Origin of the sequence: Atlanticothrix silvestris CENA357, assembly GCF_016056295.1 — a bacterium.
Taxonomy (GTDB): domain Bacteria; phylum Cyanobacteriota; class Cyanobacteriia; order Cyanobacteriales; family Nostocaceae; genus Atlanticothrix; species Atlanticothrix silvestris.
The window spans coordinates 52,320-77,524 of sequence record NZ_JAECZB010000013.1 but is presented as its reverse complement, the minus strand read 5'-3'; the positions used below and the strand labels follow the sequence as shown (position 1 = coordinate 77,524).

Sequence of the window (25,205 nt, the reverse complement as noted above, 5' to 3'; positions counted from 1 at the left end):
ATACTAGACTGGCGATTCCCAATTCTGTATAAGCCTTGAACCACCTTTGTACTGTGGCACTTCCTCTTCCCAACACTACCGCTAAATCTTGTATTGTCCTTACCTGACCTATCTTTAGTAAATACAATGCTTGAATACGTTCTTTTCCTAATGCTGTTTTCTGTTTTTTCAGCAGTTCACGTAATTCCTCTGCCGATTCTTCTATTTTTACTTTGGTGACTCCAGCCATGAACTTCTGCTCATATTTCTGACTTAACTATTTCTATCATTTTTTTAGTGAATTGGTATAACCTTCTGGCATCACCCAAACCTTATGAATATTCAACGATATAGATTCGCCTCGGAAGTTCAACATGTGGAGGCCAGTCACCTGGCTAATCAGTTGGGCTTTTTCTTTTTCAAATTGCTCTAAAGAAAGGAAAGGTAGACCCAATACGATTGAAATATTGTCTTTAAGTTTAAAGTAACCTGCGCTTGCCAAAACTTTAACTAACGCATCTTCAATCTTAGATTGACCGACTCCTAAATTCGCTCCAAAATCCGCTGCTAATTGACCAATAACATAACCCCTATCTTTATGTTCCATCCATAAACTCATTAAAATATCAATAGCTTTAGGTTCAAAAATTCCCGAATGAATTTGTGCAAGTGAGATTAGCCTCACATTAGCAGGTATGAAGACTACATTTTTTGGTTCGCGACTTACACAAGCTTTTGTAAAAGTTCTACCTAAATCAACACTGAGAACAGTTTTATTGTCAACATCATTGGGCTTTAGAGGGTTAATTTTTTTAGTTGCTGCTATTGCTGTTAAAAGGCTTGTATAGTAGTCATCTGGAACAATTATTAACTCTTCTTTTAGTTCGTAAAGAACTTGGTTAGTTTGTTCCACTGCTGCTTTAAATCTGTTTAAAGAATCTGTTGTAGGTTCTCTATCAATCTCCCACATTAAGGAAATAAGATTTTGTTGCAATCGTACTGCCAAACGCAAACAGTCTTTTTCAATTTCATCTAATGCGTGTTGACGAGTTAAATCATTAATCTGCTTTTTGCTTTCATCGGCAAATTCATAATATTTTTTCTCTAAATTTGCGTGTTTGTCCGTTAATTCATTTGCAATTTGTCTATGATGTTTAGCTGCTTGTCTATCTTTTTCTCCAGCAGCATGAGCAGTAAAAGCACCTGCAACAGCACCAACCGCTGCCCCTAAAGCACCGAACACAAGAGGAATTATAAAAATCATATTATTTTTGACTAATTCTCTAGGAATGAGGAGGAAGGTAAGGAAGTTGAGAACTAGCAAGCAACTTACTATCTGCGGAGGTTAATCCTAGAGATTTAGCAATAGCTACTGATTCACTTAACCGTTGCATAGCCCCTTCTATTCCCGGTGCAATTGGGCGATTTGTAATTTCTTGATTAATTGCTTCTGATTCAGCCAAAAACTCTAGATTCTTCTGGTGTTCATAAATCAGTTCGTTCTCAATTGCTTGTAATCTTTCTAATTCTTGTTGAGTTAAAGATTCATAATAGATTTTCACCGTTTGTTTATGGTCATCGAGAATTTTGAAAAACTCGTAAACCATACCCGCAGTTCCAACAACAGCTAAAACTGGTGCTGCTGCGGTTAAAGCGATCGCAATTGGTGGACAAGCTGCTGCTACTGTTGTGGTTACAAACGCTGTCACGCCCCCAACTGTGCCGCCTTTTACGGTATCTTTCAATGTCTCCATAGCAGTTTCTTGTGCAGAGATTTCACCTCGAACTACGCGCAGCGCGTTGGTTAGTAACGAAAATGGTGCTGTTGTCGCTACACCAATGGCTGCTCCCAGGGGCGTGGCTTTAACACCTGCTTTGACTGCACCTGTTAAATTAATTGTCAAAATGCCATTTAGCATCTAGTCTTATTTGCTCCTGCGAAGTCATGGGTTTATCGCCACGGGCTAAATTATCTTTGGCGTTTTCCCACTTGATATTTTTGGGATCATTTGAGCCGCCTTTACTGTGCGGTTTGATATGACTAGCGTGTTTATCTGATAAGTATTTTTGGGTATTAACATCAGCAGAATTGCCATCAATCCCTACTCTTTGAGATGGAGGGATTTTATCTAACATCTCTTGGGCTTGTATCCTGGTTCTTGTCGGTTCACCAAGTCGAATCCCACCTTTATATAATCTACGCGCCGCACTTAAAGATAAATCCTGTAATTGGACATGTTGAATGTTAATATTGGCAGCAGCGTTAAAAGTGGAATTATGCTCTTGTTCGTCAGACATAGGTAAACCAATCTAGGGTGATGTATTAGCTTATTTCTTATGGTTCCCATTTGGACATTAGATGCGATCGCCTACGATAAAGTCATGAGTATCTTAATCTGTAATATTTTGGCGCGATCGCTCTCCCAACTCCTACAGAATCAAGCATCGCTCTCTAATCTCTGTAGCTTCTGCTCTACAATGAAGTGAAGAATCTAGCAGCTTAAACAGGGGATTTATTTATGTCCCACCCTACGCTCAGTAGCCAAGAAGTTGCCCGACGTGGAAAGGAACTCTATCAAAGAAGTATCCGTGTTGCTTGAAGATTATCACCTCAGTATAGATTTTTGTGAGGGTGGTACGGCTCTGGTAGATGAAATTCTATAATCTTCGGCGACAAATGTTTTTTGAGTATTCATTGCTGACACAAATACCAAATAGGCGATCGCTTCGGTTTTAGAAAGCGATTTAGATTAAACTGGAAACTTAACCAAACCTAAATCTACCTATCTTGGCTCAGGAACGCCTTGGCGCGAGAATTAACCAATGAATGATTTTTGGACAACAATTCTTGATTTTGCCCAAACTACCACTACCAGAGTGGGCAAACAGCTCATGCAGGATTTTGGACAAGTACAGGCTTCGCAAAAAGCTGACGGTAGTTTGGTGACGCAGGCAGATAAATGGGCAGATCAGGAAATTCGGGATGCGATCGCTTCTAATTTTTCTGGTTACGGAATTTTGAGCGAAGAAAGTGATCAAGTTTTTCCTGGTACAGAGTGGTGTTGGGTAATTGACCCTCTGGATGGCACAACCAACTTTACTAGAGGCATTCCGATTTGGTCGATTTCTTTGGGCTTACTGTATCAAGGCACACCCATTTTTGGTTATGTATATCTGCCGCCATTAGCTCAAGCTTTTCACGGTTTTTGGTCAGGTTCATCTGGTTTAACAACGCCATCTGGGGCATTTCTCAATCACCATCCCATCCATACCAGTGTTGATGCTCCCAGTAAAAATCACTTTTTTAATGTCTGCTCTCGGAGTACCGCAATTATCCAACCAAGCTTCCCATGTAAAATTCGGATGCTGGGTGTTGCCAGTTATAATTTTTTGACGGTTGCGACTGGGGCAACCCTTGGTGGTATTGAGGCGACACCCAAAGTTTGGGATTTGGCAGGCGCTTGGGTGATTGTTCAGGCAGCCGGTGGGGTCTGGTCATCGCTCAAGTCAGAGCCATTTCCTTTATTATCAGGAGAAGATTATAGTGATCGCTCCTTTCCCACTCTTGTTGTTAGTCGTCCGGAATTGGTTTCGGCATTTACACCGTTTCTCAAAGATTTAAATATTTAACTTGCTTGTTCGTTTTCTCAAGCGGCTAACCTGATAGCATAGCCGATATTTACCTTAACAAATATTCATCAAGACTTTAAGTATAAAAAAAGCTTGTTATAATCCTGAATTGGGAGAAAAAGCAGTGTATTTACTAAATTACACAGTGTTATGACTGACATTACACTAGTTAATTTAGTATAAATAATTTTATGTTAGCTAATTTAGATTTAATACGGGAGTTTGTAAAAACCTCTATCCAGAAAAAAGACATTTTATTGGCAAACCCTTCTTTGACTGCACAAACACTGTATAAAAGCAACCAACTGTTAGCAAAAACAGAGGGCGTAATTGCCACTTCTCAATTTACCAATACACTATCTGAATTCTCAATTAATGCAAAATCGTCTCATTGGGAATTGATGAATGAAGCGTTAGCAGATTACAGTTATATTCTTACAGGAGAAATAGATAATCGTAATTGCTATATATATAAATACTGTCAAATTCCCAAAGATTATCGAATGCATTGCACCAAATCTGTTTTACTCTGGCGAGCTTGGTGGAAATACCGCAAAAATGCTTTACGGCCAGGGATTCCCTTAGACTTGCTAATCCGCACAAGAGATTCATGGTATCCCATCAAAAATTTAATTATTAGTGACGGACTTCTTTATATCAAAACTTTAGGTAGTGAAATCGCAATTCATTCAGATGACTTGGTAATTTGGCTGAGCAAAATTGAAGTCAAGTCTCAAAATTAAAGTAGTAAATTATCTAAATTAATATAGCTATGCTAACAGATTAGAGTCTGGGGCTACTTTAAGACTAAAGTCCTTACTACAAACTTAATAGTGATAGGCTAGACTCGTAGTCAATTGACTACCAGCATCATCTTACGTATTAGATATTTACTTTTTTAATCCAAAATTGGTATGAAAGGACTCTGGCTAGAAAACAATCAATTGCAACTACGCACAGATATTCCCAATCCTGAACCTTCACCAGGAGAAGCCCTTGTACGTGTATTGCGTGCAGGTATCTGTAATACTGATCTTGAACTCAAAAGAGGTTACTATCCTTACACTGGTATTTTAGGACACGAATTTGTTGGCATTGTCGAACAAGGGCCTGAACATTTACTTAACCAGCGGGTAGTGGGAGAAATTAATGCTGTCTGCGGTTATTGTCGTTTTTGTCGCAACGGACAACCAACTCACTGCGAAAACCGTACAGTTTTGGGTATTGTCAATCGTCACGGAGCTTTTGCTGATTATCTCTGCTTGCCAGTTACCAACTTACATCCTGTACCCGATAATGTCACAACAGAGGTAGCAACATTTACTGAGCCATTAGCAGCAGCGCTGGAAATTCAGCAGCAGGTAGCCTTGGGTGCTAATGACCGAGTGCTAGTGGTTGGAGATGGCAAATTAGGACAACTAGTAGCCCAGACAATAGCTTTAACTGGTTGTGACCTCTTGGTAATAGGTCGTCATCGAGATAAGCTAGCTAATTTAGCAGCCAGGGGCATAAAAACAGGTTTAGCTGAGGATGTTACAGACAGAGCTTTTGATGTTTCAGTAGAGTGTACTGGCAACCCAGAAGGATTTGCGATCGCTCGTCGTGCTTTGCGCCCCCGTGGTACGCTAGTGCTGAAAAGCACTTATACAGGCAATCTCAGCTTGGATGCTTCTTCTTTAGTCGTAGACGAAATTACTTTGATTGGCTCCCGCTGTGGCCCTTTTGCGGAAGCACTTCAGTTGTTAGCTACAGAAAAAGTAGACGTAAAACCCTTAATTCACTCCTGTTACCCATTGACTGAAGCAATAGCAGCTTTTGACTTGGCTCAACGTCGGGGTGTTTTAAAAGTCTTACTGAAGATGGATTAATAGTTAAGTTGTTATTGAGCATTAGGCACTTGTACTGAGCGTAGTCTAAGTATTGGACATGGGAAAATTTTCCTAGTCCCTAGTCCCTAGTCCCTAGTCTCTAGTCCCCTCATTTTTTAATAAAGCATAGGATTGGTTTTGGCTTGATAATCAATACAATTAATAGCTTCTTCTGTGTTGGCAATGGATGGGTGTACGGTGCATTTCAGACGATAGTCGGCTGTAAAAAATTGGCAGCCAGTACAAGGAATTTGATGCATTTGTTTGGCTGTGGCGACGCTATCTCGTGCCGCTACCCATAGACTCCAAGCAAAGAGAACAATTAAAACCCAAGCACCAATAAAGCAAATAGGGACTAAAAATTGTTGAATCCCATGAATGATTAAAGATATCAGTTCTAACACAATAAGTCCTGATAAAAGTTCAGAGTTAGAAGTATATTACCTCCTAACTCCTAGTTCCTAACTTCTGACCACAGAGGTATTAAGTTAAACGCCAGCATGGCCCAGTGCTAAACCCGCAACAAGCATTCCCAGAACGAGAAATGGTTGGGCGCTGGCTTGATATTTAACGTCATTCTCTAGGGGGTCACGCAGAAAATACATATCCTGAAAGGTAATTTGCGGGATGATTAACAGTACCAAAATCGCTGCATACAAATTTTCGTGGATAGTGACGAGATAAGCGGCGATAAATCCTTGAAATAAATCAATCATCAGCACACAAATCCAGGCGGCAGTATTGACACCAAACATTACAGGTAATGATTTTAATCCAAACTGGCGATCGCCTTCTACACTCTTAAAATCGTTGACAATAGCAATTCCCAATCCTGCCAAACTGTAAATTAGGGTAAGGATGACAATTTTCCAATTGAGGTTGCCAAACAAAGCATGACCTGCCCACCAAGGTAAAGCGATGTAGCTAGCTCCTAGGGCGTAGTTGCCTAGCCAGCCGTTTTGCTTCAGTTTTAGGGGAGGCGCAGAGTAGATGTAAGCGATGAAAGAACCAAATATGGCAAGAGCTGTGACATTGGGAAATTCATGACCTGCCCATAGGTCTAGAACAAATGCTAAAGCAATACCGCATACAAATAATACCCAAATCTGGGTAATTACCTTTGGTAAGGGAATTGCTCCTGAAGGAATTGGCCGATAAGGTTCATTTACAGCATCGATTTCACGGTCATAGTATTCATTGAGGGTTTGGGTGTATCCTGCCAGTAAAGGCCCAGACAACAACATACAAGCTGCTGCCTTCAAGACATTTTCTAGTGTCCAAGTATAGTTACCAGAAGAAGCTGCACCACAGACTACGCCCCAAATCAAGGGAATCCAGGTAATGGGCTTCATCAGCTGCAACCGGATTTTCCAAATGGATGTTTCCCCAGGTGCAGCACCTTTCATTCCTAATAATTGCCTAGTTTTGGCGCTGCGATCGCTAATTGCTGCTGTTTCCGGGCTGGGATTAATGGCTACTGAGTCGAGTGCCTTATCTGGGTCGGAATTTGGGATAATGGGAGATGATTCAGACATAAGCTTACTTACTAAGAAGTTAGGAGTTAGAAGTTAGGAGTTATGAGTTGCAATTCCTAACTCCTCCTTCCTAACTAAATTAAAACGAAATTATCAAATAACCGTTCTGGAACTTCGCTCCAGCAACAGGCCTGCCACTCAAAGCCGGGGGTAAGAAGATATTCCGTCGCTGGTCTCCTGCTTCCACAGTGACTTCTGGCCCGTACTGGGTAAGTTTGACTTGCTTTTTGTCAAATCCAGGCAAGAATAAGCGTACCTGACGGTTGTGGACATCGATTTCAATCGGTTTAGGAGCCTGTACCGCTTGCTCTGCAAAGTTGGGTAGAGCATCTATCAGTGGTTGCCAATCGCTTTTTGGAACATCGGGAACAACACTAACGCTTAGAGGTGTAAATTCCTCTGATAGGTTGAGGTTTGTTTCCGAAGAGACAAGAATAACACCGCCAACAGTTAAACCAATTTGCTGAGCGCTGCCCCACAAATAGCGGGTACTTGCCAAATCAACTGGGTCTGCTGTACTGACTAAGAAGGCAGCAACGCGATTAGGATCAGCAAGAGCAGCTCTTCCTTGATCTAAGAAATTGTTGACTTGGTTAGTCGGCTGGGCAAAGTTATCTGCTGTCCAGTTGACATTGAAAAAACTGCTAATTAGCGGTTGAATGAAAGGCGATTCTGCAATAGTCTTACCCAAGTCAGAGTTAACAAACAATTGCCGAAATCGTCGGATGTACCAACTAAGAGACTCTGGTAGCCCTAACATCCGCAAGCTGGAGGCATCACCCGTGCCATCATAAATGATCGCGTCATATTTGCCGCTGGCATCATATTCACGAATTGCGTTCAAGGCAAGGGCATTATCCATTCCTGGTAGTACTACCAGTTCTTGACCATAAACATCTTTAAAAATGGGTGTGCGGAGGTATTGCGCCTCAAGTTTTTTTACTTCTTCCCAGTTGCGCTCTAGTAGTACAGATGCTTGGAACTGCACAACTTGTAAATTGGGGGCAATTTCCTGGGGGTCAGGGCCAAGGGTTTGATCTAGCAGGATGGGTAACACTGGTTCTGCTAGTCCTGCTAGAAGTACGCGCTTACCTTGGCTTGCTAGTCGCTTGGCGGCGGCGATCGCAATTTTGGTACGAGCTATGCCGCCTTTGCCCAAAAATGTCAATATCAGGGCCATTACTTGATTCCTATTTTCACCGCCGATCTTTCCAATTCCAACTTAGCACTAGGCAAATACTCTTAGCTTCCGCCTGGGGTGTTCTCTATTAGACGAGTTTGATTTCATCTTCAAAAAACCAAGTGGAAAAATTATCGTCAAATAGCACTACTACACCAACACCTGCACCATCGGTGACTTTATAACCTTGAATGATGCCTACTTGTCCTAATTTTTTCACGATAGGGGGAGATACGCGATCGCGCAGACGAACCACCTTAACCTTCTGTCCGATTTCCATGCCTAATTACAATGCAATAAACCAAGTCTCAGTTTAGCTGAATCAGTGGCGCATCTGTAATAGATTCACACTGAGATGAAGGATAACTCTTGAAAACTGACTTATGACTAACAGCTTAAAATTAAATCAACAGCCAAGCAGGTATACAACTATTACTTTGTTACAGCACAACAGCTAGAACAACAGCGATCGCAACGACTGGCGGAACATTTTCGTAAATGTGTTAACTCAGATAGTTTGCTGAATTAGGAAAAAACTATGACTACAACAACCAATTTAGCCAATCTGACAATTGATTATCCCAGTTCTGATGGAGAGCCTGTGGCGGAAACTTATTTACATCTGTATGCGATTTTAATGACTTTAGAAGTCCTGAAACAGTACCTAGCAGGAAGACAAGCAACGGTACTGGCAAATCAATTTCTCTACTATGCTCAGGGTTTTCCGAAATTAAGAGTTGCACCAGATGTGATGGTAATTTTCGACGTACCACCCGGAGGTCGGGATAACTATAAAGTCTGGGAAGAAGGTCAAGTGCCGCAAGTAGTGTTTGAGATGACCAGTAAAGGTACTCAAAAGCAGGATCAAGAGCAAAAAAAGCTTCTGTATGAACAATTAGGAATCTTAGAATATTGGTTATTTGACCCGAAAGGAGAATGGATTAGTGAAAAATTACAAGGTTATCGGTTACAAGATGAGATTTATCAGCCGATTACCGATAGTTTATGTCAACCTTTGGGATTGCGGGTAGCTGTGGAAGGGGAACTTATGCGGTTTTATCGGTTAGATACGGGTGATAAATTACTTATACCCACAGAACTGGCAGAACAATTACAACAAGAACGTCAGCGAGCTGAACAGGAGCGCCAACGAGCTGAACGACTGGCAAAACATTTGCGTTCTTTAGGAGTTGACCCAGATAGCTTAAATTAAGCGACAACTCGCTTTCAATATCGTTGAGGTAGCAATCATGTATCAACCTGATCCACCCCTTTCGCCCCAAGAAACCATGCCGACAATGTATGATTTACCCAGTGAATTAGTAGGGGAATCAGGCTTGCCAGACGAATTTCATTGTATTCAGGCAGATTTACTCAGTGAAACTTGTCGGCCTCCTAACTATTCATCTGAGGAAATTTTACTTGCTAGCGACTTAAACCTTTACTATGACCCCCGCCATACTTTATGGTACAAGCGTCCAGATTGGTACATGGTTTTGGGAGTACCGAGTGCTACTCAACAACAAGACTTACGTTTAAGTTACCTCATCTGGCAAGAGGGAGTTGCTCCATTTTTGGTGGTTGAACTGCTTTCACCAAGTACAGAACAAGAAGATTTAGGAAAAACCCTCAGGGAAGTCAACCAGCCACCAACTAAGTGGGAAGTGTATGAACGGATTTTAAGGGTTCCTTATTACGTTGTTTATGACCGCTACAATAATAATTTGCGTGCCTTTCAACTCATTGGCACTCGTTATGAGGCGATACCCCTACCAGAAAAACGATTTTGGTTGGAAGAGGTAGAGATGGGATTAGGTCTTTGGCAGGGTAGGTATCAGCAGACAATGGGTTTATGGTTGCGTTGGTACAATGCAGGGGGTTGGGTGCTAACAGCAACAGAGAAAGCTGAACAGGAACGCCAACGATCTGAACGACTGGCAGAACATTTGCGATCGCTCGGAGTTGATCCAGATAGTTTAAGTTAGTCAACAATGCCACTGACAGTCTCAGAGGAACTAAATTGATCAATCAAATGGTCTTGCGGAGATAAAATATGCTGAGGAGCGTATAAGTAGGTATTAATAACTTTTATATTCGGTAAGAGATCTTAAAATAAACTTTTGGTGGTAAGCTAATGCAGCAAAATAAACTTTGATAGTATAAGATGCGCGAATAACTAGCTTGTGGTGTGTGGTGGTTTTTAAGAATGATACTTTCGCTTAAAGATAATTTAAATTGGTTGCGAGCGCGCCGCTACTGGGAACTGCTGCATGTTTTGGTATCGCGAAATCTTAAGGTGCGCTACCGAGGGTCGTTTTTAGGAGTCTACTGGTCGCTCTTAAACCCGTTGATTATGACGGGGCTTTACACTGCTATTTTTGGGGCTACCTTTGCATCTTATTATGGCAACTCGATACTAAACTATGTATTGGCAGCATTCACAGGACTAGTAGTAATTAATTTTTTCTCAGCTTCTACCTCTCAGGCGTTGAGTAGTGTAGTAGGGAATGGCTCGCTTTTGAATAAAATTCGCCTACCAGTCAGCATTTTTCCGGTATCGATGATTGCAGCAAATATATTTCAGTTTGCGATCGGGGTTTTACCGTTACTGGCGGTCATGACTTTCGTTAATTCCAAAAGTCTAGCCAATGTGCTGGCATTAGTGTTTCCATTTGTAGCACTAGTTTTAGTTTCTACAGGAGTTGGGTTTTTAGTAAGTGCTTTGTATGTATTTTTTAGAGATTTGCCTTACTTTTATGAATTAGTTACATTCGTAATTTGGATTAGTAGTCCTGTATTTTACCCAGCAGCTATTGTTCCACCACAGGTCAAACCATTTTTAAGTTTAAATCCACTATCCCCGATTATTGAAAGTCTGCGTCAGATTACGCTGTCAGGAAATCTACCGGATTTGAGTTTAATTTGGGGTGCCTTACTTAGTGGCATAATTATTTTGACATTGGGATGGACTTGTTTTCAATTGTGGCGACATCAGTTTATGGATTTGCTGTAAATGGAAGTAATTCGCCTAGATGAAGTTTCGCTTTGGCGACGGACTCAAGAAGAGTTTTCTTATGACCTTAAGAAAACTTTATTATCTGTTATTGAAGGCAAATATCGCCAACCAGCGAAGAAATTGGTGTTAGACAAAATCGATTTGGTAGTAGAAAGAGGAGAAAAAATAGGTATTATTGGGGCAAATGGCTCTGGTAAATCAACACTTTTAAAAATCATCTCTGGTATTCTCAAACAAAGTAGTGGAACTGTCAGGGTAAGAGGTCAGATTGCGCCGTTGATTGAACTAGGAGCAGGTTTCGATGCAGAAATTTCTGTAATGGACAATATTCTGCTGTATGGAGTACTGCTAGGTTTTTCTAGATCTGAGATGCGAGAACGAACACAGTCAATTTTGGATTTTGCAGAATTGCAAGATTATGCATTAGTACCAGTAAAAGGCTTATCGTCAGGTATGGTAGCGCGATTGGGATTTGCCATTGCCACAGATATACAGCCAGATATTTTGATATTGGATGAAGTCTTATCAGTAGGTGATGAAAGTTTTAAGAATAAATGCAAGCAAAGAATTGATAAATTTTGGGATGATAACGCTACAGTACTAGTGGTTTCTCATGATTTACGTTTTGTGCAGCAGTCTTGTGTTCGTGGAATTTGGCTAGATAAAGGAAAAATACTCTTTATGGGTGGTGCTGATGAAACAGTAGACTGTTATTTAGAAGCATTAAAGAAGATATAAATTGAATTTTATAGCAACGGTTTTTTATAAAAAGTTTACCTGTTAACTAAAACAGAAAAATAATGAAAATATTAATTAACTGTATCAGCCTTTTAAGTGGTTCCCAAGGAGCTGGTGGAGCCGGCAAATATTTATATGCTTTAGTTGTAGGGTTAGCAAGAGTAGCAACTGTCAGAGTTCTTGTACAACCTCATAACTTTTTTTTATTTAAACAAATAAGTGGTATACAAGTAATTCCATTGGTTGATAATGCCAGCAGTGCTATCCACGAAAATATGTCTTGGAGCGATGTTTATTTATGTCCTTTAAACGAATTATTGCCACATTATATTGATTCAAGAGTACCAGTAGTATCATGCATTCATGATTTACAACATGAAATCTATCCCCACTTTTTCAAAGATGGATTTTATGAAGCAAGAAGAAAGTATTATGGTTATGCCATATCAAGATCTGATGCAATCCTTACAATGTGTAACCATGAAAAATCGCTAATTGAAAAAATCTATTCTAAAAAAGAAGTATATGTTACATACGAATCTGGTTACTTGGCGGATGAATTTTCTCATAAATTAGATAATATTATTAATAATCAAAATTTTAATGTACTAGAAGACCCTTATATTATTTACCCTGCAATTCCTTGGCGGCATAAAAATCACTATCGCTTAGTAGAATCTCTCTGGATTCTGAAACGTGAATACCCTCAATTTGACAAACTAAAATTAATTTTGACAGGGGCACAACAGCATGATTTAAAGTCTACATCTCTAGAGCGAATTATTGATGATTTAGAAATGCAAAAATCGGTAGAAATAAGGGGCTTTGTTAGCGATATAGAATTAGCAATATTAATAAAAAATGCAAAATTCATGATTTTTCCCTCACTTTATGAGGGATTTGGCATCCCATTAGTGGATGCTATGAAGTTTGGTACTCCAGTATTGACAACATCAATTGCATCTATTCCAGAAATCTGCGGAAATGCAGTTGCCTATTTGAACAATCCTTTTAACAGTAAAACAATGGCTCATGATATTGCTAAACTGTTGATGGATGAGGATAAACTTTTACATTTATCGGATTTAGGTAAACAGCAGGGTTTTAAATATTCATTGCAAAAGACAGCTGAAATAACTTTTCAAGCTTTAGAAGAAGTAGTTAATAAACATCGAGCAAAACAATCATTAGATTTTATTAGTGCTAGATCAGCAACTACCTGTAATAAAGGAATTACTAAAAGGCTAACGCTTTTGCTAGACTTTGTTGCACAGAATGAGGTAAATGAACAGGATATCCAAGAGTCTTTGAATATGGTCAGTGAAATGTTTCAATTTCATCAAGATACATATAAGTTTATTAATATTCTTCCATTTAACTCCCAGGTTCCAGAGTTTGATAACTTAGTTAGCAAAACAAATACCACTAATTTATATTCAGACATAACAAACAAATCTCATTATTTGAATCTTTTTGGATACATTATAGATGCAGTAGTAGCTACTGACTATATGATGTATTGTCCTTCTATAACAGGTATTCAAAAATTAGATATTCTTCAAGCAATTGCCACATTAGATGTATGCGATCATCTAACGGCCGTATCTTTTAGTGATCAAGTAGACTATCCTACTGAAGTTAGACCATTCAAAGGTGCAAAACTACTGAAGCAGTTCAACAGTTGGAAGACTCGACAATTAGATTTCTTTAGTTTCAAGATAATTCGAGTTAGATCTCAAAATTATAATGAACATTTGGGAACATTTCAGTTCCTTAGTAATTTTTTGAGTTACGCTACTTATGTTAATTATCCAATAAGAAAAATATAGGTAAATAAAGTGTTACTTATGTATCCAACAGTTAGCGCAGTTATACCAACCAGAAATAGAAATGATAAAACTCTTAGATTTTTAGAGTGTTTTTCAAAGCAAACTTATCCAAATCTAAAAATTATTATTGTTGATGCTAATTCTACTGATGGAACTCAAGATAAGATTTTAAGTAGATTCCCTAGAGTAACTGTCATTCATGTTGACGATGACAATTATTGGACAGGTTCAACTAATCGGGGTGTAAAGTTTGCACTTGAGGAAAAATCGGATTTTATCTTAACAATCAATGATGATTCTTATGTTGAATCAGATTATGTTACTAATTTAGTAGAATTAGCACTAAAACATAATACTCTTATATTAGGCAGTCGTATAGATTATATGATTCAACCAGGCTTAGTCTGGTCTATGGGATCATATTCACGATGGGGAACGCGGCATATTCTACAACTTTCATACAACTTAAAGTGGTCTGATAATTTGCCTAATGATGTTATAGAAAAAGAAATTATTGAAGTAGAGGCTTTAGCTGGAAACGGAGTTTTGATTAATCGTCAAGTTTTTGAAAGTATTGGACTTTATAATGAATTATTTTTACCTCATTATCATTCTGATTCTGAGTTAATAATGAGAGCCATAAAAAAAGGTATAAAAGTTTATTCTAGTGTTTCTGTTGTTGTATATAATGATTGCACACTCGAAAATTTTGAGCTAAGAGTTACTAATCTAAGTGCTCTAATAGCTGTTTATTTTAGAAAAAAATCTAATTTCTTTTTTCTCCCAATCTTTTATATAGTTTTAATGTACTGCCCTTGGGGTAAAAAAATATCAACTCTCGTTTCCGTATTTCTCTTTCCGATAATTTTGCCCATTAAAGAAAAGACTTTGATAAGAACAAGGTTCAAAAAGCTATTACATAAAATTATTAAGCTTAGTCTTATTGTTACAAGTATGCTAGTCAATTGGAAAATAAAATTAGAACGGAATTACTAATTAAATGTATGAATTCTTTTAAAAAATAATTTAGGACATGAAGAATATGAAAGAAATGGAGAAAGCAACGTTAACCATTAATGGTAATTCTATACTTATTTCAGGATATAAAGAAGACACGAGTGTTTCAAATATAGAAATACTGTCAAGGAATGCTACTTATGAGCCTTGGATTTTACATATATTTAAAAATCTGATTTTAGAAGAATACTACTGTTTTGATATAGGTGCAAATATAGGGGTAATTTCTATTATAATGGCACAACTTGCTAGTAAAGGTAAAGTATTTGCTTTTGAACCTTTTCCTAGTAGTTTTGATTATCTTTGTCATAACGTTAAGCAGAATAATATTGATAACGTTGATACATATAATATGGCGTTAGCCAACTTTAATGGAGTATCAGAGATATTAACTGTGGACAATTCTTATGCTGATGCTCAATTAATCTTGGAAAAAAATTTAACAAAAGTTACAAATGAACTAAAAACTGGTACATCAGCCTATACCAAGAAAAGTACTAGTGTTCGTAAGTTTGATGATTGGTTCCAGGAAAATGATATCGATAAGGTTGATTTACTAAAGGTAGATATAGAAGGTTCAGAAATTCTATTTCTAGAGGGCGCAGAGCAGGTTATCAATAATTTTAAACCAGATTTAGTTATTGAATTTAATCCACACACATTAAAAAATTGTTCTCAGGCAAACCATAGAGATTTATTTTTAAAGTTAAAATCTTTATATCCAAAAATTTATTTGATTAGAAGAGAAGATGGACGTATTGTACCTCTTTCAAGCGATGCTCAACTTATGGGTTTGATGCTTACAGGTCATAATGTTGAAGACTTGTATTGTACATATCGAGACGATGCTTCTATTAAAGAACTAGAGGTTGATGAATATTCCGCAACTACTTATACAGCAGCATCAATATCGCTCTCTTCAACAATGAAATCTGCCTTTTTGAACATGTATCCTGATGGCTGGATTCATCAAGATAGAGGAGTACTTGTATTTGAAGCAGACTTAAATGATATATGTTCTTTAGTTATTGATACATATCTGGATCATGTAAATTCTAACATATATTTTAATAATGAACTTAAAACTGTTGAACTGTATTATGGACAGCAAAATACATTAAGTTTTCATTGTGAGCAAGGTTTGAATTTTGTTTACTTTGAATCTAATAAATTCGCATCTGCTCGTAGTATATGGAACAATGAAGATCCACGCTTTTTATCTATACGAGTGTTTTTTGAAATACAACGCAAAAATGCATATCAAACAACCAGCTTATCTTCTAACAAAACCTTATTCAAACGAATACAGCGAAAAATTTTAAAATTATTTAGTTTTAATTAAAGTAAAAGTGAATTACCAAATCAGCAATAATCTAAATTTAAGCCAAATTAAACAGTAGTCATTTTCTCCGAAATGTTAAATGTCAGAAGAAATTGCTCAGAAAATCTCAAAATTATATTATATTTTGACCTAAAATTATCTAGTTTTAAATAGTCGTCTATTATGGGAATGTTAGGTATCTTATAGCCTAGATAATAGTCACAAAAATAGAGATAAAAACTCTAATTTGCCTGATTTTATATTGGCACTTATTCTGCGATTGCATACATGATACCACGAGCAACTGAAAACATTTTAGCCAATTAACGACCTTTTTCAGTAGTGAAATTATGTAATACTGAAAAGCAAGAAAATCCTTACTTAACATCAAGAAGATGAAAATTACATCCAAAGGACAAGTAACTATTCCCGTAGAAATACGAGAAAAATTAGGACTTATACCCAACACAGAAGTAGAGTTTGAAGTCATTGGAGACGCAGTTTACTTAAGAAAAGCTAAAGTAAAGTTTAATTCTGCAAAAAGTCTAGTAGAAAGAATGCGAGGTAAAGCAACAGTAAAAATGACTACCGATGAAATAATGGCACTCACTAGACAAGATAAATGAAAGAAATACTGGTTGACAGTAACATCGTTCTTGATATTGTCACAGAGGATGAAAATTGGTTTGATTGGTCAGTCTAAAAATTAACTGAATATGCTGAACAAACTAAACTTAACATTAATCACATTATTTATGCCAAAGTTTCAATTGTATTTCAAAGGATAGAATAATTAGAAGCAATCTTACCTTTAAATTTTTTTCACCATTTATACTTAACCTTGGGAAGCAGCATTTTTGGCGGGAAAATGTTTTATGCAATATCGCAAAAAAGGTAGAACTAAACGATCGCCTTTACCAGACTTCTATATTGGCGCTCATGCTGCGATCGCGGATATGATGCTTTTAACTAGAGATGTTAATTATTACCGAACTTATTTTTCCAGCTTATAACTAAATAGTTCCATAATTTTAATTATTTAATAGCAGATGGTACCTAAAAAAGCCCTCATTACTGGCTTAACTGGACAAGACGGATCTTATCTTGCCGAACTTCTTGTAACAAAAGGCTACCAAGTATTCGGCCTAGTCCGTCGTTCTAGCAGTAGCAATCTAGGACGCATTACTCACCTTTCAGACAATATTCAAATTCTATCAGGTGATCTTCTGGATCAATCTTCCTTGATGGATGTAATTACAGAATCACAACCTGATGAAATTTATAACCTTGCCTCTCAAAGCTACGTCCCCCTTTCTTGGACTCAACCAGCCCTAACTGCTGAATATACAGCCCTCGGTGTTTCTCGTCTCTTAGAATCAATTCGTCGCTGTAAACCAAATGCCAAATTTTACCAAGCATCCAGTAGTGAAGTCTTTGGTCAACCCGATGAATCACCACAAACTGAACGTACCGCTTTCCGTCCCCGTAACCCCTACGGTGTTGCTAAAGCTTATGCCCACTGGATGACTGTCAACTATCGGCAAAAATATAACCTCTACGGCTGTTGCGGTATTACTTACACTCACGAATCGCCCCGACGCGGGACAGAATTTGTATTTCGTAAAATTACTCACGCAGCGGCCCAAATCAAACTTGGTCTGGCAAATGAACTAAGATTAGGCAACCTAGATGCCCGTCGTGATTGGTGTTATGCCAAAGATGCTGTTTATGGGATGTGGCTGATGTTGCAGCAAGAAAAGCCTGATGACTACATTATTGCTAGTGGTAAAACTTACTCAGTAAGAGAATTAGTTGAGTGTGCTTTCAGCTGTGTTGGTCTAAATTGGCAAGATTATGTCTCAGTTGACCCAGCATTTTATCGCCCTGACGAACCAGTGCAGTTAGTTGGTTCTATTGATAAAATTAAAACTCAACTAGGCTGGCAACCTCAACATACTTTTGAGCAAATGGTTGAATTAATGGTTGATTATGACCTCAAAAAATTGAGTAACAGTGGAGCTTAAACATTCTTAATGTTAAAAATTGTAGTTGATGCCACCCCCATAGATGCAAAACCAAGTGGGGTTGGCTTTTATGTTGCTAATTTAATCTCTGCCCTAGCAGCACTACAAACTGATGAAAATTTTCAGTTAGGAATAGTCTATCAACCAGGTTTAAAAAAGTGGTTACAAGGTGACTTAAGTTTTCCTAATTACCTAAAACAGTATTCTCAACAGAATATACTACCTTTACCTGTAAGGATATCAGATTTATTATTAGCTTTAGCCTTCAAACCCACTTTATCTTATTTTGAAAAATATTTGGGATTTCCAGATATATTACATGGGACTAATTACTCTGTTTATCCCTGTAGTAAAAGTTTTAAGGTGATGAATATATATGATCTGACTTTTATTAAATATCCTAACTATATAGACTCAGTTGTAAAAACATATACAAAAAGAGTGAAGCACTGTTTACAGTGGACAGATTTAGTATTAACCATTTCAGAAAGCTCTAAAAAAGATATTATCGAATATTTGCAAGTAGAGCCAGAAAAAATTCATGTAACTCCTTTAGCTAGTCGCTACTATCCTAATTATTTATCTAGTGAAAACATCCAAACTCTAGAAAAGCAAGTTGAATATAATTTTTCCCAAAAATATTTGCTGTTTGTTAGCACGATAGAACCAAGAAAAAATATTATTACTATAATTAAAGCATTTAATTTTTTAAAAAATAAGTATAAGCTGGAGCATCAATTAGTATTAATTGGTAAGAAAGGATGGAATTATGAACCAATATTCGCAGCTATTGATAATTCTCCTTGGAAAAACCATATTCATCATTTGGACTACTTATCAAATGAATTAGTAGCATTGTTTTACTCAAAAGCTGATGTTTTCGTCTATCCTTCTTATTATGAAGGATTTGGTTTGCCTGTACTAGAAGCAATGACGTTAGGCGCACCAGTTGTCACGGCTAATACTTCCTCAATTCCAGAAGTTACAGGAGATGCGGCTATTCTAATCGACCCCAATGACCCAATGCAATTAGCTGAAGCTATCTTAAAAATAATTAGTGATGCTCAATTACGCCAAGAGTTAATCAATAAAGGTAAAGAAAGAGCAAAATTATTTTCTTGGGAAAGAACGGCAAAAGAAACATTAAAAGCTTATAGAACACTGTTTTAATGAAAGTATTAGATAACTTAGGCTCTAATCAATTAATTATTAACTTATCCATTCTCTTATCTCAACCAACAGGCATCAGCAACTATGCCAAAAATATTTTTCCTTATTTAAAGTCTCTCTCTCCCACTTTATTAACAGCGCAAAACTACCCAGAATTTAACTGCTATCTAGTCCCAGATAATCTTACTCCGGCTCATGGTACAAAAGGACATAGCGATCGCCTACTCTGGACGCAATTTAAATTACCACGAATCTATAAAAAGTTGCGATCGCAGCTATTATTTTCCCCACTCCCAGAAGCGCCCCTATATAGCAACTGCCGCTTTGTCGTGATGTCGCACGACTTAATACCATTGCGCTTTCCGAAACGCTTTTCACCATTGACACCCTACCACCGCTACTACATTCCCCAAGTTCTTAGACAAGCTCAACACATCATCTGTAACTCCCAAGCTACAGCTAACGATATCATCGACTTTTACCAAATTCCCGCCAGCAAAATTACCCCAATTCCCCTAGCACACGATCGCACTCACTTTCAGTTTCTCAATCTCCCCACCCGCAACTATTTTCTCTACATTGGACGACACGATCCTTACAAAAACTTACAGCGAGTCATCGCCGCCTTTGCAGCACTACCAAATGACTGCGACTATGAACTATGGCTAGCAGGCCCCACAGATCCGCGTTATACCCCGGTTTTACAGACGCAAATTGAGGAACTGGGCATAACTAATCAAGTCAAGTTTCTTAATTATGTGCCTTACAGCAAATTACCAACAATTATCAATCAAGCGATCGCTCTTGTCTTTCCTAGTCTTTGGGAAGGCTTTGGTTTCCCAGTTCTAGAAGCTATGGCTTGCGGAACTCCCGTCGTCACCTCGAATCTCTCCTCTTTACCAGAAGTAGCTGGTGATGCAACTATGCTGATTAACCCATACAACACAGCAGAAATTACCCAAGCCATGCAAACGATTGCTACAGATTTAGAATTGCGATCGCATCTTTCAAATCAAGGCATAAAAAGAGCAAATCAATTCAGTTGGGAAAAAACAGGACTTACCACCGCTGAAGTTTTATTCCGCTATCTGTAGCAGAAGCAGGAGGTAAAGCTGCGTCGAGTTCCTGACATTTACACTCTCAAAATGTCCTAATCTATATATTTTTTGCTATGTAGAATATCGGCGTTGCTGAATCTGAATATGAGGATGAAAGCTAAAAATTCAATCTCTCAAACTTTTATTCTCCGCGCCTCTGCGCCTCTGCATGAGACAAAAATCATCTCACTAATCAGCAACGCCAGAATATCTTGTGAAAAAAATTTAAGGAGTGGTTCCGTAACCACCCCTATATTCCCCTCATATTAGAATTTAATTGCAGCACCCTAGTTGGGTAGTATTTTTACTTTGAAATATTAACTAAACTTTCAACCTCAGAAGAAGCCAGTGTTGGCGCTGTCACAAGGCGCGAGTATAAACTTGATGGCTGTTGATGAGCGACGACTGGTAGAACTTGGCGAGCATGGGCTGCTAATTCTATTGTCTTGACATCATAAGTCTGCGTTGCCAATTTAGGATAGAAGCCGATACCGATGATTGGCAGCAGCAAACAAGCCGTGATAAACAATTCGCGGGGTTTAACATCAGCTATTACAGCATCCAGATGTAACTCTTCACTTTGGTTGCCGTAGAATACTTGGCGGAGCATGGAGAGTAAGTAAATCGGAGTCAGAATCACGCCAACTGCTGATAGCAGGACAACTACAACTTTAAAACTGGAACTGTAAACATCACTGGTGGCAATACCGATGAACACCATCAACTCACCCACAAAGCCACTCATTCCTGGTAAAGCTAGAGAAGCCATTGAACCAACGGTAAACAGAGCAAAGGTTCTGGGCATTACCTTCGCCATGCCACCCATTTTGTCCATCATTAAAGTGTGGGTGCGTTCGTAAGTCACGCCGGATAAGAAAAATAAGCTAGCGGCAATCAAGCCGTGAGAAACCATTTGTAGAACAGCACCACTAATACCAAGTTCTGTATAGGAAGCAATACCAATTAGCACAAACCCCATGTGAGCAATTGAAGAGTAAGCCAAGCGTCGTTTGAGGTTTGTTTGAGCAAAGGCGCAACAAGCACCGTAGACAATGTTCACTACACCCAAAATTGCTAGCACTGGAGCAAAGGTAACGTGGGCATTGGGTAACATTTCCACATTGAAACGAATCAGGGCATATCCACCCATTTTCAATAACACACCAGCCAAAATCATCGAACCGGGTGCAGATGCTTCACCGTGGGCATCAGGTAGCCAAGTGTGCAGAGGAAAAATCGGCAGTTTCACACCGAAGGCAATCAAGAAACCTGCATAAACTAAAAGTTCAAAAGCTTTTGGGTATTCCTTCATTCCTAGAGTTGCCATGTCGAAGGTGACATTATCTCCAGAGAATGCCATTGCAAAACCCGCAATCAAGATAAATATAGATGCAGCGGCGGTGTAAATAATGAATTTAGTAGCTGCATAACGGCGTTTTGGCCCACCCCAGATGGAGATTAGCAAGTACACAGGTACTAACTCGATTTCCCACATCAAGAAGAATAGCAACAAATCTTGGGCAACAAACACACCAAGCTGGGCGCTGTACATTGCCAGCATCAATCCATAAAATAATCGCGGCTTGTTGGTAACTTTCCAAGCCGCGAAGATTGCGAGGGTATTAATTAAGCCTGTCAGAAGTACTAAGGGCATCGACAGACCATCAACTGCTACAGACCAGTTCAAACCCAACTGTGGTATCCAAGAATAGTTTTCTACAAGTTGGAATGTTGAACTTTGAAAGTTGTAACTGTGCCAGAAGGCATAAATCATCAATGCAAAATCTGTAAAAGCAACTCCCAGACCATACCAGCGGACAGTTTTGCCTTCCTTATCTGGGATTAAGGGGATGGCTAAGGCAGCCACCAAGGGCAAGAGGATTATGGCTGTTAGCCAAGGAAATTGAGTAGGATTCATCACTTCTGACAATCGTTTTGCTTTTTCTCTTTTGATTACATTATATTAAGGAATTCGTACTTTTGTAAACGTTATTTATCTCTATTAAGATTAAATTTTCAGCTTCGGTAAGGAATATACACTCATAAAAATGCTATTTTCGAGGATTGATAAGAATAAATACTTATAGATTTTGGCGCTTCCATTGTAAATGTAAACTTTTGCAACGTCAACAAAAAACGGTGGCTCACGCCACCGTTACAAGATTTAATATTTATGTCTCAAGTTTGTGTTGATTTATCAGACTAGCTTTTTCAGGATAGATAGGAATTTCGGTCAAAAAATCCCTTTTTTAGCTTTTGCCTCTGAGTTCTCTGCGCCTCTGCGGTTAGATAAGTTATTTTTACACCACAGAGGCACAGAGAGCGCTGAGAAAAAACAATCTTATTTTACGATTTACCTTGAAAGGGCTAATCATTAAACAATCCTGTTGACAATTGACCATACTTCCCCATCTGAACGTACATAAGGAACTGATATTGTTTTAAAGCCAGTAATGAAAGGTTTGTAGTATACCTGCCAATACATGGGGCTTAGTTGATCAGCACATGCCTTGAGAAAGCGGATTTCTGTTGCTAGTTCTCCTGCAAGTTGGTTAATACGTTGAGCGTGAACCTGAGCTACTCTTTTGGCTTCGTCTAGTTGCTGTTGTGGGGTCAATTGTTTTGATTCGATTTGACAACAGGCTAATTCAGTTTGTTTATGATGTAGCTGCACTTCCAAAGCCGCGATCGCATCATCTATACCCTTAAGTTCCGCAGATAATTGGGGATTTTCTCTGGCTTGACGGCGGTAAGCCTCAACTGTAGCTATAAGGGAATCATTCCCACCAGATATTGCATTATTAATATTGAGAGCAGCACGTTCTTGCCGGAGAACTTGAATCTGAGAGTTAAGTGCTGCTATTTCTGCCTGAATTTGCTGCATAATTCCTGTTTATCCTTCGTGAAAGCTGCTTGCGCCTTGGGTATCAATGCAAAGCGATCGCACAACAGCTGTAATTCCTGCTTCTTGCCAAGCGGTTAACATTGCCATTTCTACAGCCTGTGACTGTGTTGTATCTGCTAAAGCTAACAGCGTTGGCCCCGCACCACTAATCACCATGCCATAAGCACCAGCAGCGATCGCAGCTGCCTTAACAGCATCGTAACCAGAAATCAAGGCTTGACGATAAGGCTGATGTAACCTATCTTGCAAAGCAGCTCTTAACCATTCTCTCTTACCAGTTTCCAAACCACGCAATAATAAACCTAGATGCGCCGTATTGAAAATCGCATCTGCACGACTTACTTGTGTTGGTAAAACCCGCCGCGCCTCTTTGGTGGAAAGTTCAAAATCAGGAATAGCTACAACTGGTATAACATTTTGATGCCAGGGAACATCACAAATTTCCCAACCTGTATCACTACTAGCAGCCAGACGACATCCCCCTAACAAAGCTGGAACGACATTATCAGGATGTCCTTCCATTGCGATCGCTAATTCCATTACTTGCAACACAGACAGAGGCGTACCCGCTAATTCATTAGCACCAATTAACCCACCAACAATTGCTGTTGCCGAACTACCCAAACCCCGCGCTAGTGGTACACCCAACTGAATCTCCATTTTCACAGATGGCGGCGTTTGCTCTATATATTGATATAACTTCAAAAATGCCTGATAGAGAAGATTGCTCTCATCAGTTTGTACTCGTTCAGCTTCTGCGCCTGTGACATGAATAGTTAACCCACCTTCTTCTAGGCGAGTGAAGTTAAACTCGTTGTACAGCGTTAAAGCTGCGCCGATGCAGTCAAAACCAGGCCCCAAATTAGCAGTTGTGGCAGGAACAGTAACATTGACACTAGAAACACCAGACATCTGCAAATATTCACTAACTAATCAAACAGCATCTCATATAAAGGGTTGAAAAGTCGAAATTTTACACCTTTGCGTTAGCGATTTGGAGAATATTTTCCTGGTAATCCTGAATAAAAATTAGGGATATACTAAATAGTGTAATCATTTGCTATCTGAGAATCTAGAGTGCCAGCAAAAGATATCTATCACGATAGTGTGAGAAATGCCTTAATCAAAGATCAATGGATAATTACCCACGATCCACTGACACTAAAGATTGGTAGAAAAGATTTGTTTATTGATTTAGGTGCAGAAAAACTTTTGGCTGCCGAAAAACAAGGTCGTAAAATTGCTGTAGAAATCAAAAGCTTTGTTGGTGCTTCTGAAATTGAAGATTTGAAAAATGCTGTAGGACAATATATTATTTATGAGAATTCTTTGGAATTAATACAGCCAGACAGAGAATTATATTTGGCTATTCGTCAAAATGTTTATGCTGATTTGTTTGAAGAAGCTATTGGACAGATTTTATTAGACAAAAAGCTGATTAAATTAATTATCTTTGAACCAAAAAATGAGGTAATTTTGAAATGGATAAGTTAGCAAAATATCGTCAAATTATTCGGGATGTTATCAAACAGTATATCAATATTTCTTATGCAAATGCAGATATTGAAAATCAAGCTGCTTTTGATCCTGAAACAGACCAATATTTAATTGTTTCTGTTGGTTGGGGTAAAGAAGGACGCATTCATGGTTGTCTAATTCATCTCAGCATTACTAATGGTAAAGTTTGGGTGCAACGAGACGGAACAGAAGACGGAATTGCCAATGAATTAGTCCAAGCTGGTATTCCTAAAGAGGATATTGTTTTAGCATTTCATGAGCCAGATGTTAGACCATACACAGGATTTGCTGTGGCATAGTTTGAGCAAATTGCGACTCAGCCACCAAACTTTGTTAATAAATTCTCGTTATATAATTCGAGTAACAAGCAATTTTGTA

28 protein-coding genes and 1 pseudogene are annotated in these 25,205 nt (G+C 38.5%); 18 read left to right on the top strand and 11 right to left on the bottom strand.

Features of this window, described 5'->3' with window-relative positions:
• From I8751_RS08360 to I8751_RS29505, 4 genes and pseudogenes are all read right to left on the bottom strand, one after another.
• Positions 1 to 229, bottom strand: a 229-nt coding sequence (locus I8751_RS08360) for a helix-turn-helix domain-containing protein (RefSeq protein WP_214438711.1), incomplete at its 3' end; no start/stop codon positions are given.
• A 45-nt stretch (positions 230 to 274) separates the two neighbouring features.
• A pseudogene (locus I8751_RS08355) lies at positions 275 to 1,243 on the bottom strand (ParM/StbA family protein); the annotation flags it as partial.
• Between the two features lie 19 nt (positions 1,244 to 1,262).
• Positions 1,263 to 1,898, bottom strand: coding sequence for a hypothetical protein (locus I8751_RS29510; protein WP_225894033.1), 636 nt, complete (start codon positions 1,896 to 1,898; stop codon positions 1,263 to 1,265).
• Positions 1,873 to 2,277 (bottom strand): hypothetical protein, encoded by a 405-nt coding sequence (locus tag I8751_RS29505; protein ID WP_225894032.1) that lies wholly within the window; start codon positions 2,275 to 2,277, stop codon positions 1,873 to 1,875. Before I8751_RS29505 ends, I8751_RS29510 begins: the two co-directional genes overlap by 26 nt.
• 39 nt (positions 2,278 to 2,316) lie before the next feature.
• Between I8751_RS29505 and I8751_RS08345 the strand changes: the two genes are divergently transcribed.
• From I8751_RS08345 to I8751_RS08330, 4 genes are all read left to right on the top strand, one after another.
• The gene (locus I8751_RS08345) at positions 2,317 to 2,466 is read left to right on the top strand and encodes a hypothetical protein (RefSeq protein WP_214438709.1); all 150 of its coding nucleotides are present in this window, start codon (positions 2,317 to 2,319) and stop codon (positions 2,464 to 2,466) included.
• Between the two features lie 336 nt (positions 2,467 to 2,802).
• On the top strand, positions 2,803 to 3,609 hold the full coding sequence (locus I8751_RS08340) for an inositol monophosphatase family protein (protein ID WP_214438708.1): 807 nt from the start codon (positions 2,803 to 2,805) through the stop codon (positions 3,607 to 3,609).
• Between the two features lie 191 nt (positions 3,610 to 3,800).
• Positions 3,801 to 4,352, top strand: a complete 552-nt coding sequence (locus I8751_RS08335) for a hypothetical protein (RefSeq protein ID WP_214438707.1) — start codon at positions 3,801 to 3,803, stop codon at positions 4,350 to 4,352.
• 171 nt (positions 4,353 to 4,523) lie between these two features.
• Positions 4,524 to 5,477, top strand: coding sequence for an MDR/zinc-dependent alcohol dehydrogenase-like family protein (locus tag I8751_RS08330; RefSeq protein WP_214438706.1), 954 nt, complete (start codon positions 4,524 to 4,526; stop codon positions 5,475 to 5,477).
• Between the two features lie 116 nt (positions 5,478 to 5,593).
• On the opposite strand, the gene I8751_RS08325 is transcribed toward I8751_RS08330, so the two are convergent.
• From I8751_RS08325 to petP, 4 genes are all read right to left on the bottom strand, one after another.
• On the bottom strand, positions 5,594 to 5,881 hold the full coding sequence (locus I8751_RS08325) for a hypothetical protein (RefSeq protein ID WP_214438705.1): 288 nt from the start codon (positions 5,879 to 5,881) through the stop codon (positions 5,594 to 5,596).
• Positions 5,882 to 5,965: 84 nt separating this feature from the next.
• Positions 5,966 to 7,012 carry a chlorophyll synthase ChlG gene (chlG, locus tag I8751_RS08320; protein WP_214438704.1) on the bottom strand — a complete coding sequence of 349 codons (1,047 nt, stop codon included), beginning with the start codon at positions 7,010 to 7,012 and terminating at the stop codon, positions 5,966 to 5,968.
• A gap of 79 nt (positions 7,013 to 7,091) precedes the next feature.
• Complete coding sequence (locus I8751_RS08315) at positions 7,092 to 8,192, bottom strand: Get3/ArsA fold putative tail anchor-mediating ATPase NosAFP (protein WP_214438703.1); 1,101 nt, start codon at positions 8,190 to 8,192, stop codon at positions 7,092 to 7,094.
• 88 nt (positions 8,193 to 8,280) lie between these two features.
• On the bottom strand, positions 8,281 to 8,472 hold the full coding sequence (gene petP / locus I8751_RS08310; protein ID WP_214438702.1) for a cytochrome b6f subunit PetP: 192 nt from the start codon (positions 8,470 to 8,472) through the stop codon (positions 8,281 to 8,283).
• 258 nt (positions 8,473 to 8,730) lie between these two features.
• Here petP and I8751_RS08305 point away from each other — a divergent pair, with 258 nt between their 5' ends.
• The 12 genes from I8751_RS08305 (at position 8,731) to I8751_RS08250 (ending at position 20,401) form a co-directional block, all read left to right on the top strand.
• Entirely contained in the window at positions 8,731 to 9,405 is a 675-nt protein-coding gene (locus I8751_RS08305) for a Uma2 family endonuclease (protein ID WP_214438701.1), read from the top strand.
• A gap of 37 nt (positions 9,406 to 9,442) precedes the next feature.
• Positions 9,443 to 10,177: a Uma2 family endonuclease gene (locus I8751_RS08300; RefSeq protein WP_214438700.1), complete on the top strand. Its 735-nt coding sequence runs from the start codon at positions 9,443 to 9,445 to the stop codon at positions 10,175 to 10,177.
• 221 nt (positions 10,178 to 10,398) lie between these two features.
• Positions 10,399 to 11,205: an ABC transporter permease gene (locus I8751_RS08295; RefSeq protein ID WP_214438699.1), complete on the top strand. Its 807-nt coding sequence runs from the start codon at positions 10,399 to 10,401 to the stop codon at positions 11,203 to 11,205.
• Positions 11,206 to 11,946 carry an ABC transporter ATP-binding protein gene (locus tag I8751_RS08290; RefSeq protein WP_214438698.1) on the top strand — a complete coding sequence of 247 codons (741 nt, stop codon included), beginning with the start codon at positions 11,206 to 11,208 and terminating at the stop codon, positions 11,944 to 11,946. It abuts the gene before it with no gap.
• Positions 11,947 to 12,008: 62 nt separating this feature from the next.
• Positions 12,009 to 13,775 (top strand): glycosyltransferase family 4 protein, encoded by a 1,767-nt coding sequence (locus I8751_RS08285; protein WP_214438697.1) that lies wholly within the window; start codon positions 12,009 to 12,011, stop codon positions 13,773 to 13,775.
• An 18-nt stretch (positions 13,776 to 13,793) separates the two neighbouring features.
• Entirely contained in the window at positions 13,794 to 14,771 is a 978-nt protein-coding gene (locus tag I8751_RS08280) for a glycosyltransferase family 2 protein (RefSeq protein ID WP_214438696.1), read from the top strand.
• Positions 14,772 to 14,817: 46 nt separating this feature from the next.
• The gene (locus tag I8751_RS08275; RefSeq protein WP_214438695.1) at positions 14,818 to 16,134 is read left to right on the top strand and encodes an FkbM family methyltransferase; all 1,317 of its coding nucleotides are present in this window, start codon (positions 14,818 to 14,820) and stop codon (positions 16,132 to 16,134) included.
• Between the two features lie 374 nt (positions 16,135 to 16,508).
• The gene (locus I8751_RS08270; protein WP_214438694.1) at positions 16,509 to 16,739 is read left to right on the top strand and encodes an AbrB/MazE/SpoVT family DNA-binding domain-containing protein; all 231 of its coding nucleotides are present in this window, start codon (positions 16,509 to 16,511) and stop codon (positions 16,737 to 16,739) included.
• Between the two features lie 249 nt (positions 16,740 to 16,988).
• Positions 16,989 to 17,126, top strand: coding sequence for a type II toxin-antitoxin system VapC family toxin (locus I8751_RS08265; RefSeq protein ID WP_214438693.1), 138 nt, complete (start codon positions 16,989 to 16,991; stop codon positions 17,124 to 17,126).
• A gap of 36 nt (positions 17,127 to 17,162) precedes the next feature.
• On the top strand, positions 17,163 to 18,137 hold the full coding sequence (locus I8751_RS08260; RefSeq protein WP_214438692.1) for a GDP-mannose 4,6-dehydratase: 975 nt from the start codon (positions 17,163 to 17,165) through the stop codon (positions 18,135 to 18,137).
• Between the two features lie 9 nt (positions 18,138 to 18,146).
• Positions 18,147 to 19,307, top strand: coding sequence for a glycosyltransferase family 4 protein (locus I8751_RS08255; RefSeq protein ID WP_214438691.1), 1,161 nt, complete (start codon positions 18,147 to 18,149; stop codon positions 19,305 to 19,307).
• The gene (locus tag I8751_RS08250; protein ID WP_214438690.1) at positions 19,307 to 20,401 is read left to right on the top strand and encodes a glycosyltransferase family 4 protein; all 1,095 of its coding nucleotides are present in this window, start codon (positions 19,307 to 19,309) and stop codon (positions 20,399 to 20,401) included. The genes I8751_RS08255 and I8751_RS08250 overlap by 1 nt, the downstream gene beginning before the upstream one ends.
• A gap of 307 nt (positions 20,402 to 20,708) precedes the next feature.
• Here the strand turns inward: I8751_RS08250 and I8751_RS08245 are convergent, their stop codons facing one another.
• The 3 genes from I8751_RS08245 to thrB all read right to left on the bottom strand — a co-directional run bounded on the left by I8751_RS08245 (position 20,709) and on the right by thrB (position 24,221).
• Positions 20,709 to 22,322 carry an NAD(P)H-quinone oxidoreductase subunit 4 gene (locus I8751_RS08245; protein WP_214438689.1) on the bottom strand — a complete coding sequence of 538 codons (1,614 nt, stop codon included), beginning with the start codon at positions 22,320 to 22,322 and terminating at the stop codon, positions 20,709 to 20,711.
• A 456-nt stretch (positions 22,323 to 22,778) separates the two neighbouring features.
• Complete coding sequence (locus I8751_RS08240) at positions 22,779 to 23,288, bottom strand: hypothetical protein (RefSeq protein ID WP_214438688.1); 510 nt, start codon at positions 23,286 to 23,288, stop codon at positions 22,779 to 22,781.
• Positions 23,289 to 23,297: 9 nt separating this feature from the next.
• Entirely contained in the window at positions 23,298 to 24,221 is a 924-nt protein-coding gene (gene thrB, locus I8751_RS08235) for a homoserine kinase (protein ID WP_214438687.1), read from the bottom strand.
• Positions 24,222 to 24,386: 165 nt separating this feature from the next.
• Between thrB and I8751_RS08230 the strand changes: the two genes are divergently transcribed.
• Together I8751_RS08230 and I8751_RS08225 are read left to right on the top strand one after the other, a co-directional pair.
• Entirely contained in the window at positions 24,387 to 24,803 is a 417-nt protein-coding gene (locus I8751_RS08230) for a XisH family protein (protein WP_214438686.1), read from the top strand.
• Positions 24,791 to 25,126, top strand: coding sequence for a XisI protein (locus I8751_RS08225; protein WP_214438685.1), 336 nt, complete (start codon positions 24,791 to 24,793; stop codon positions 25,124 to 25,126). Before I8751_RS08230 ends, I8751_RS08225 begins: the two co-directional genes overlap by 13 nt.
• Positions 25,127 to 25,205: the final 79 nt, after the last annotated feature.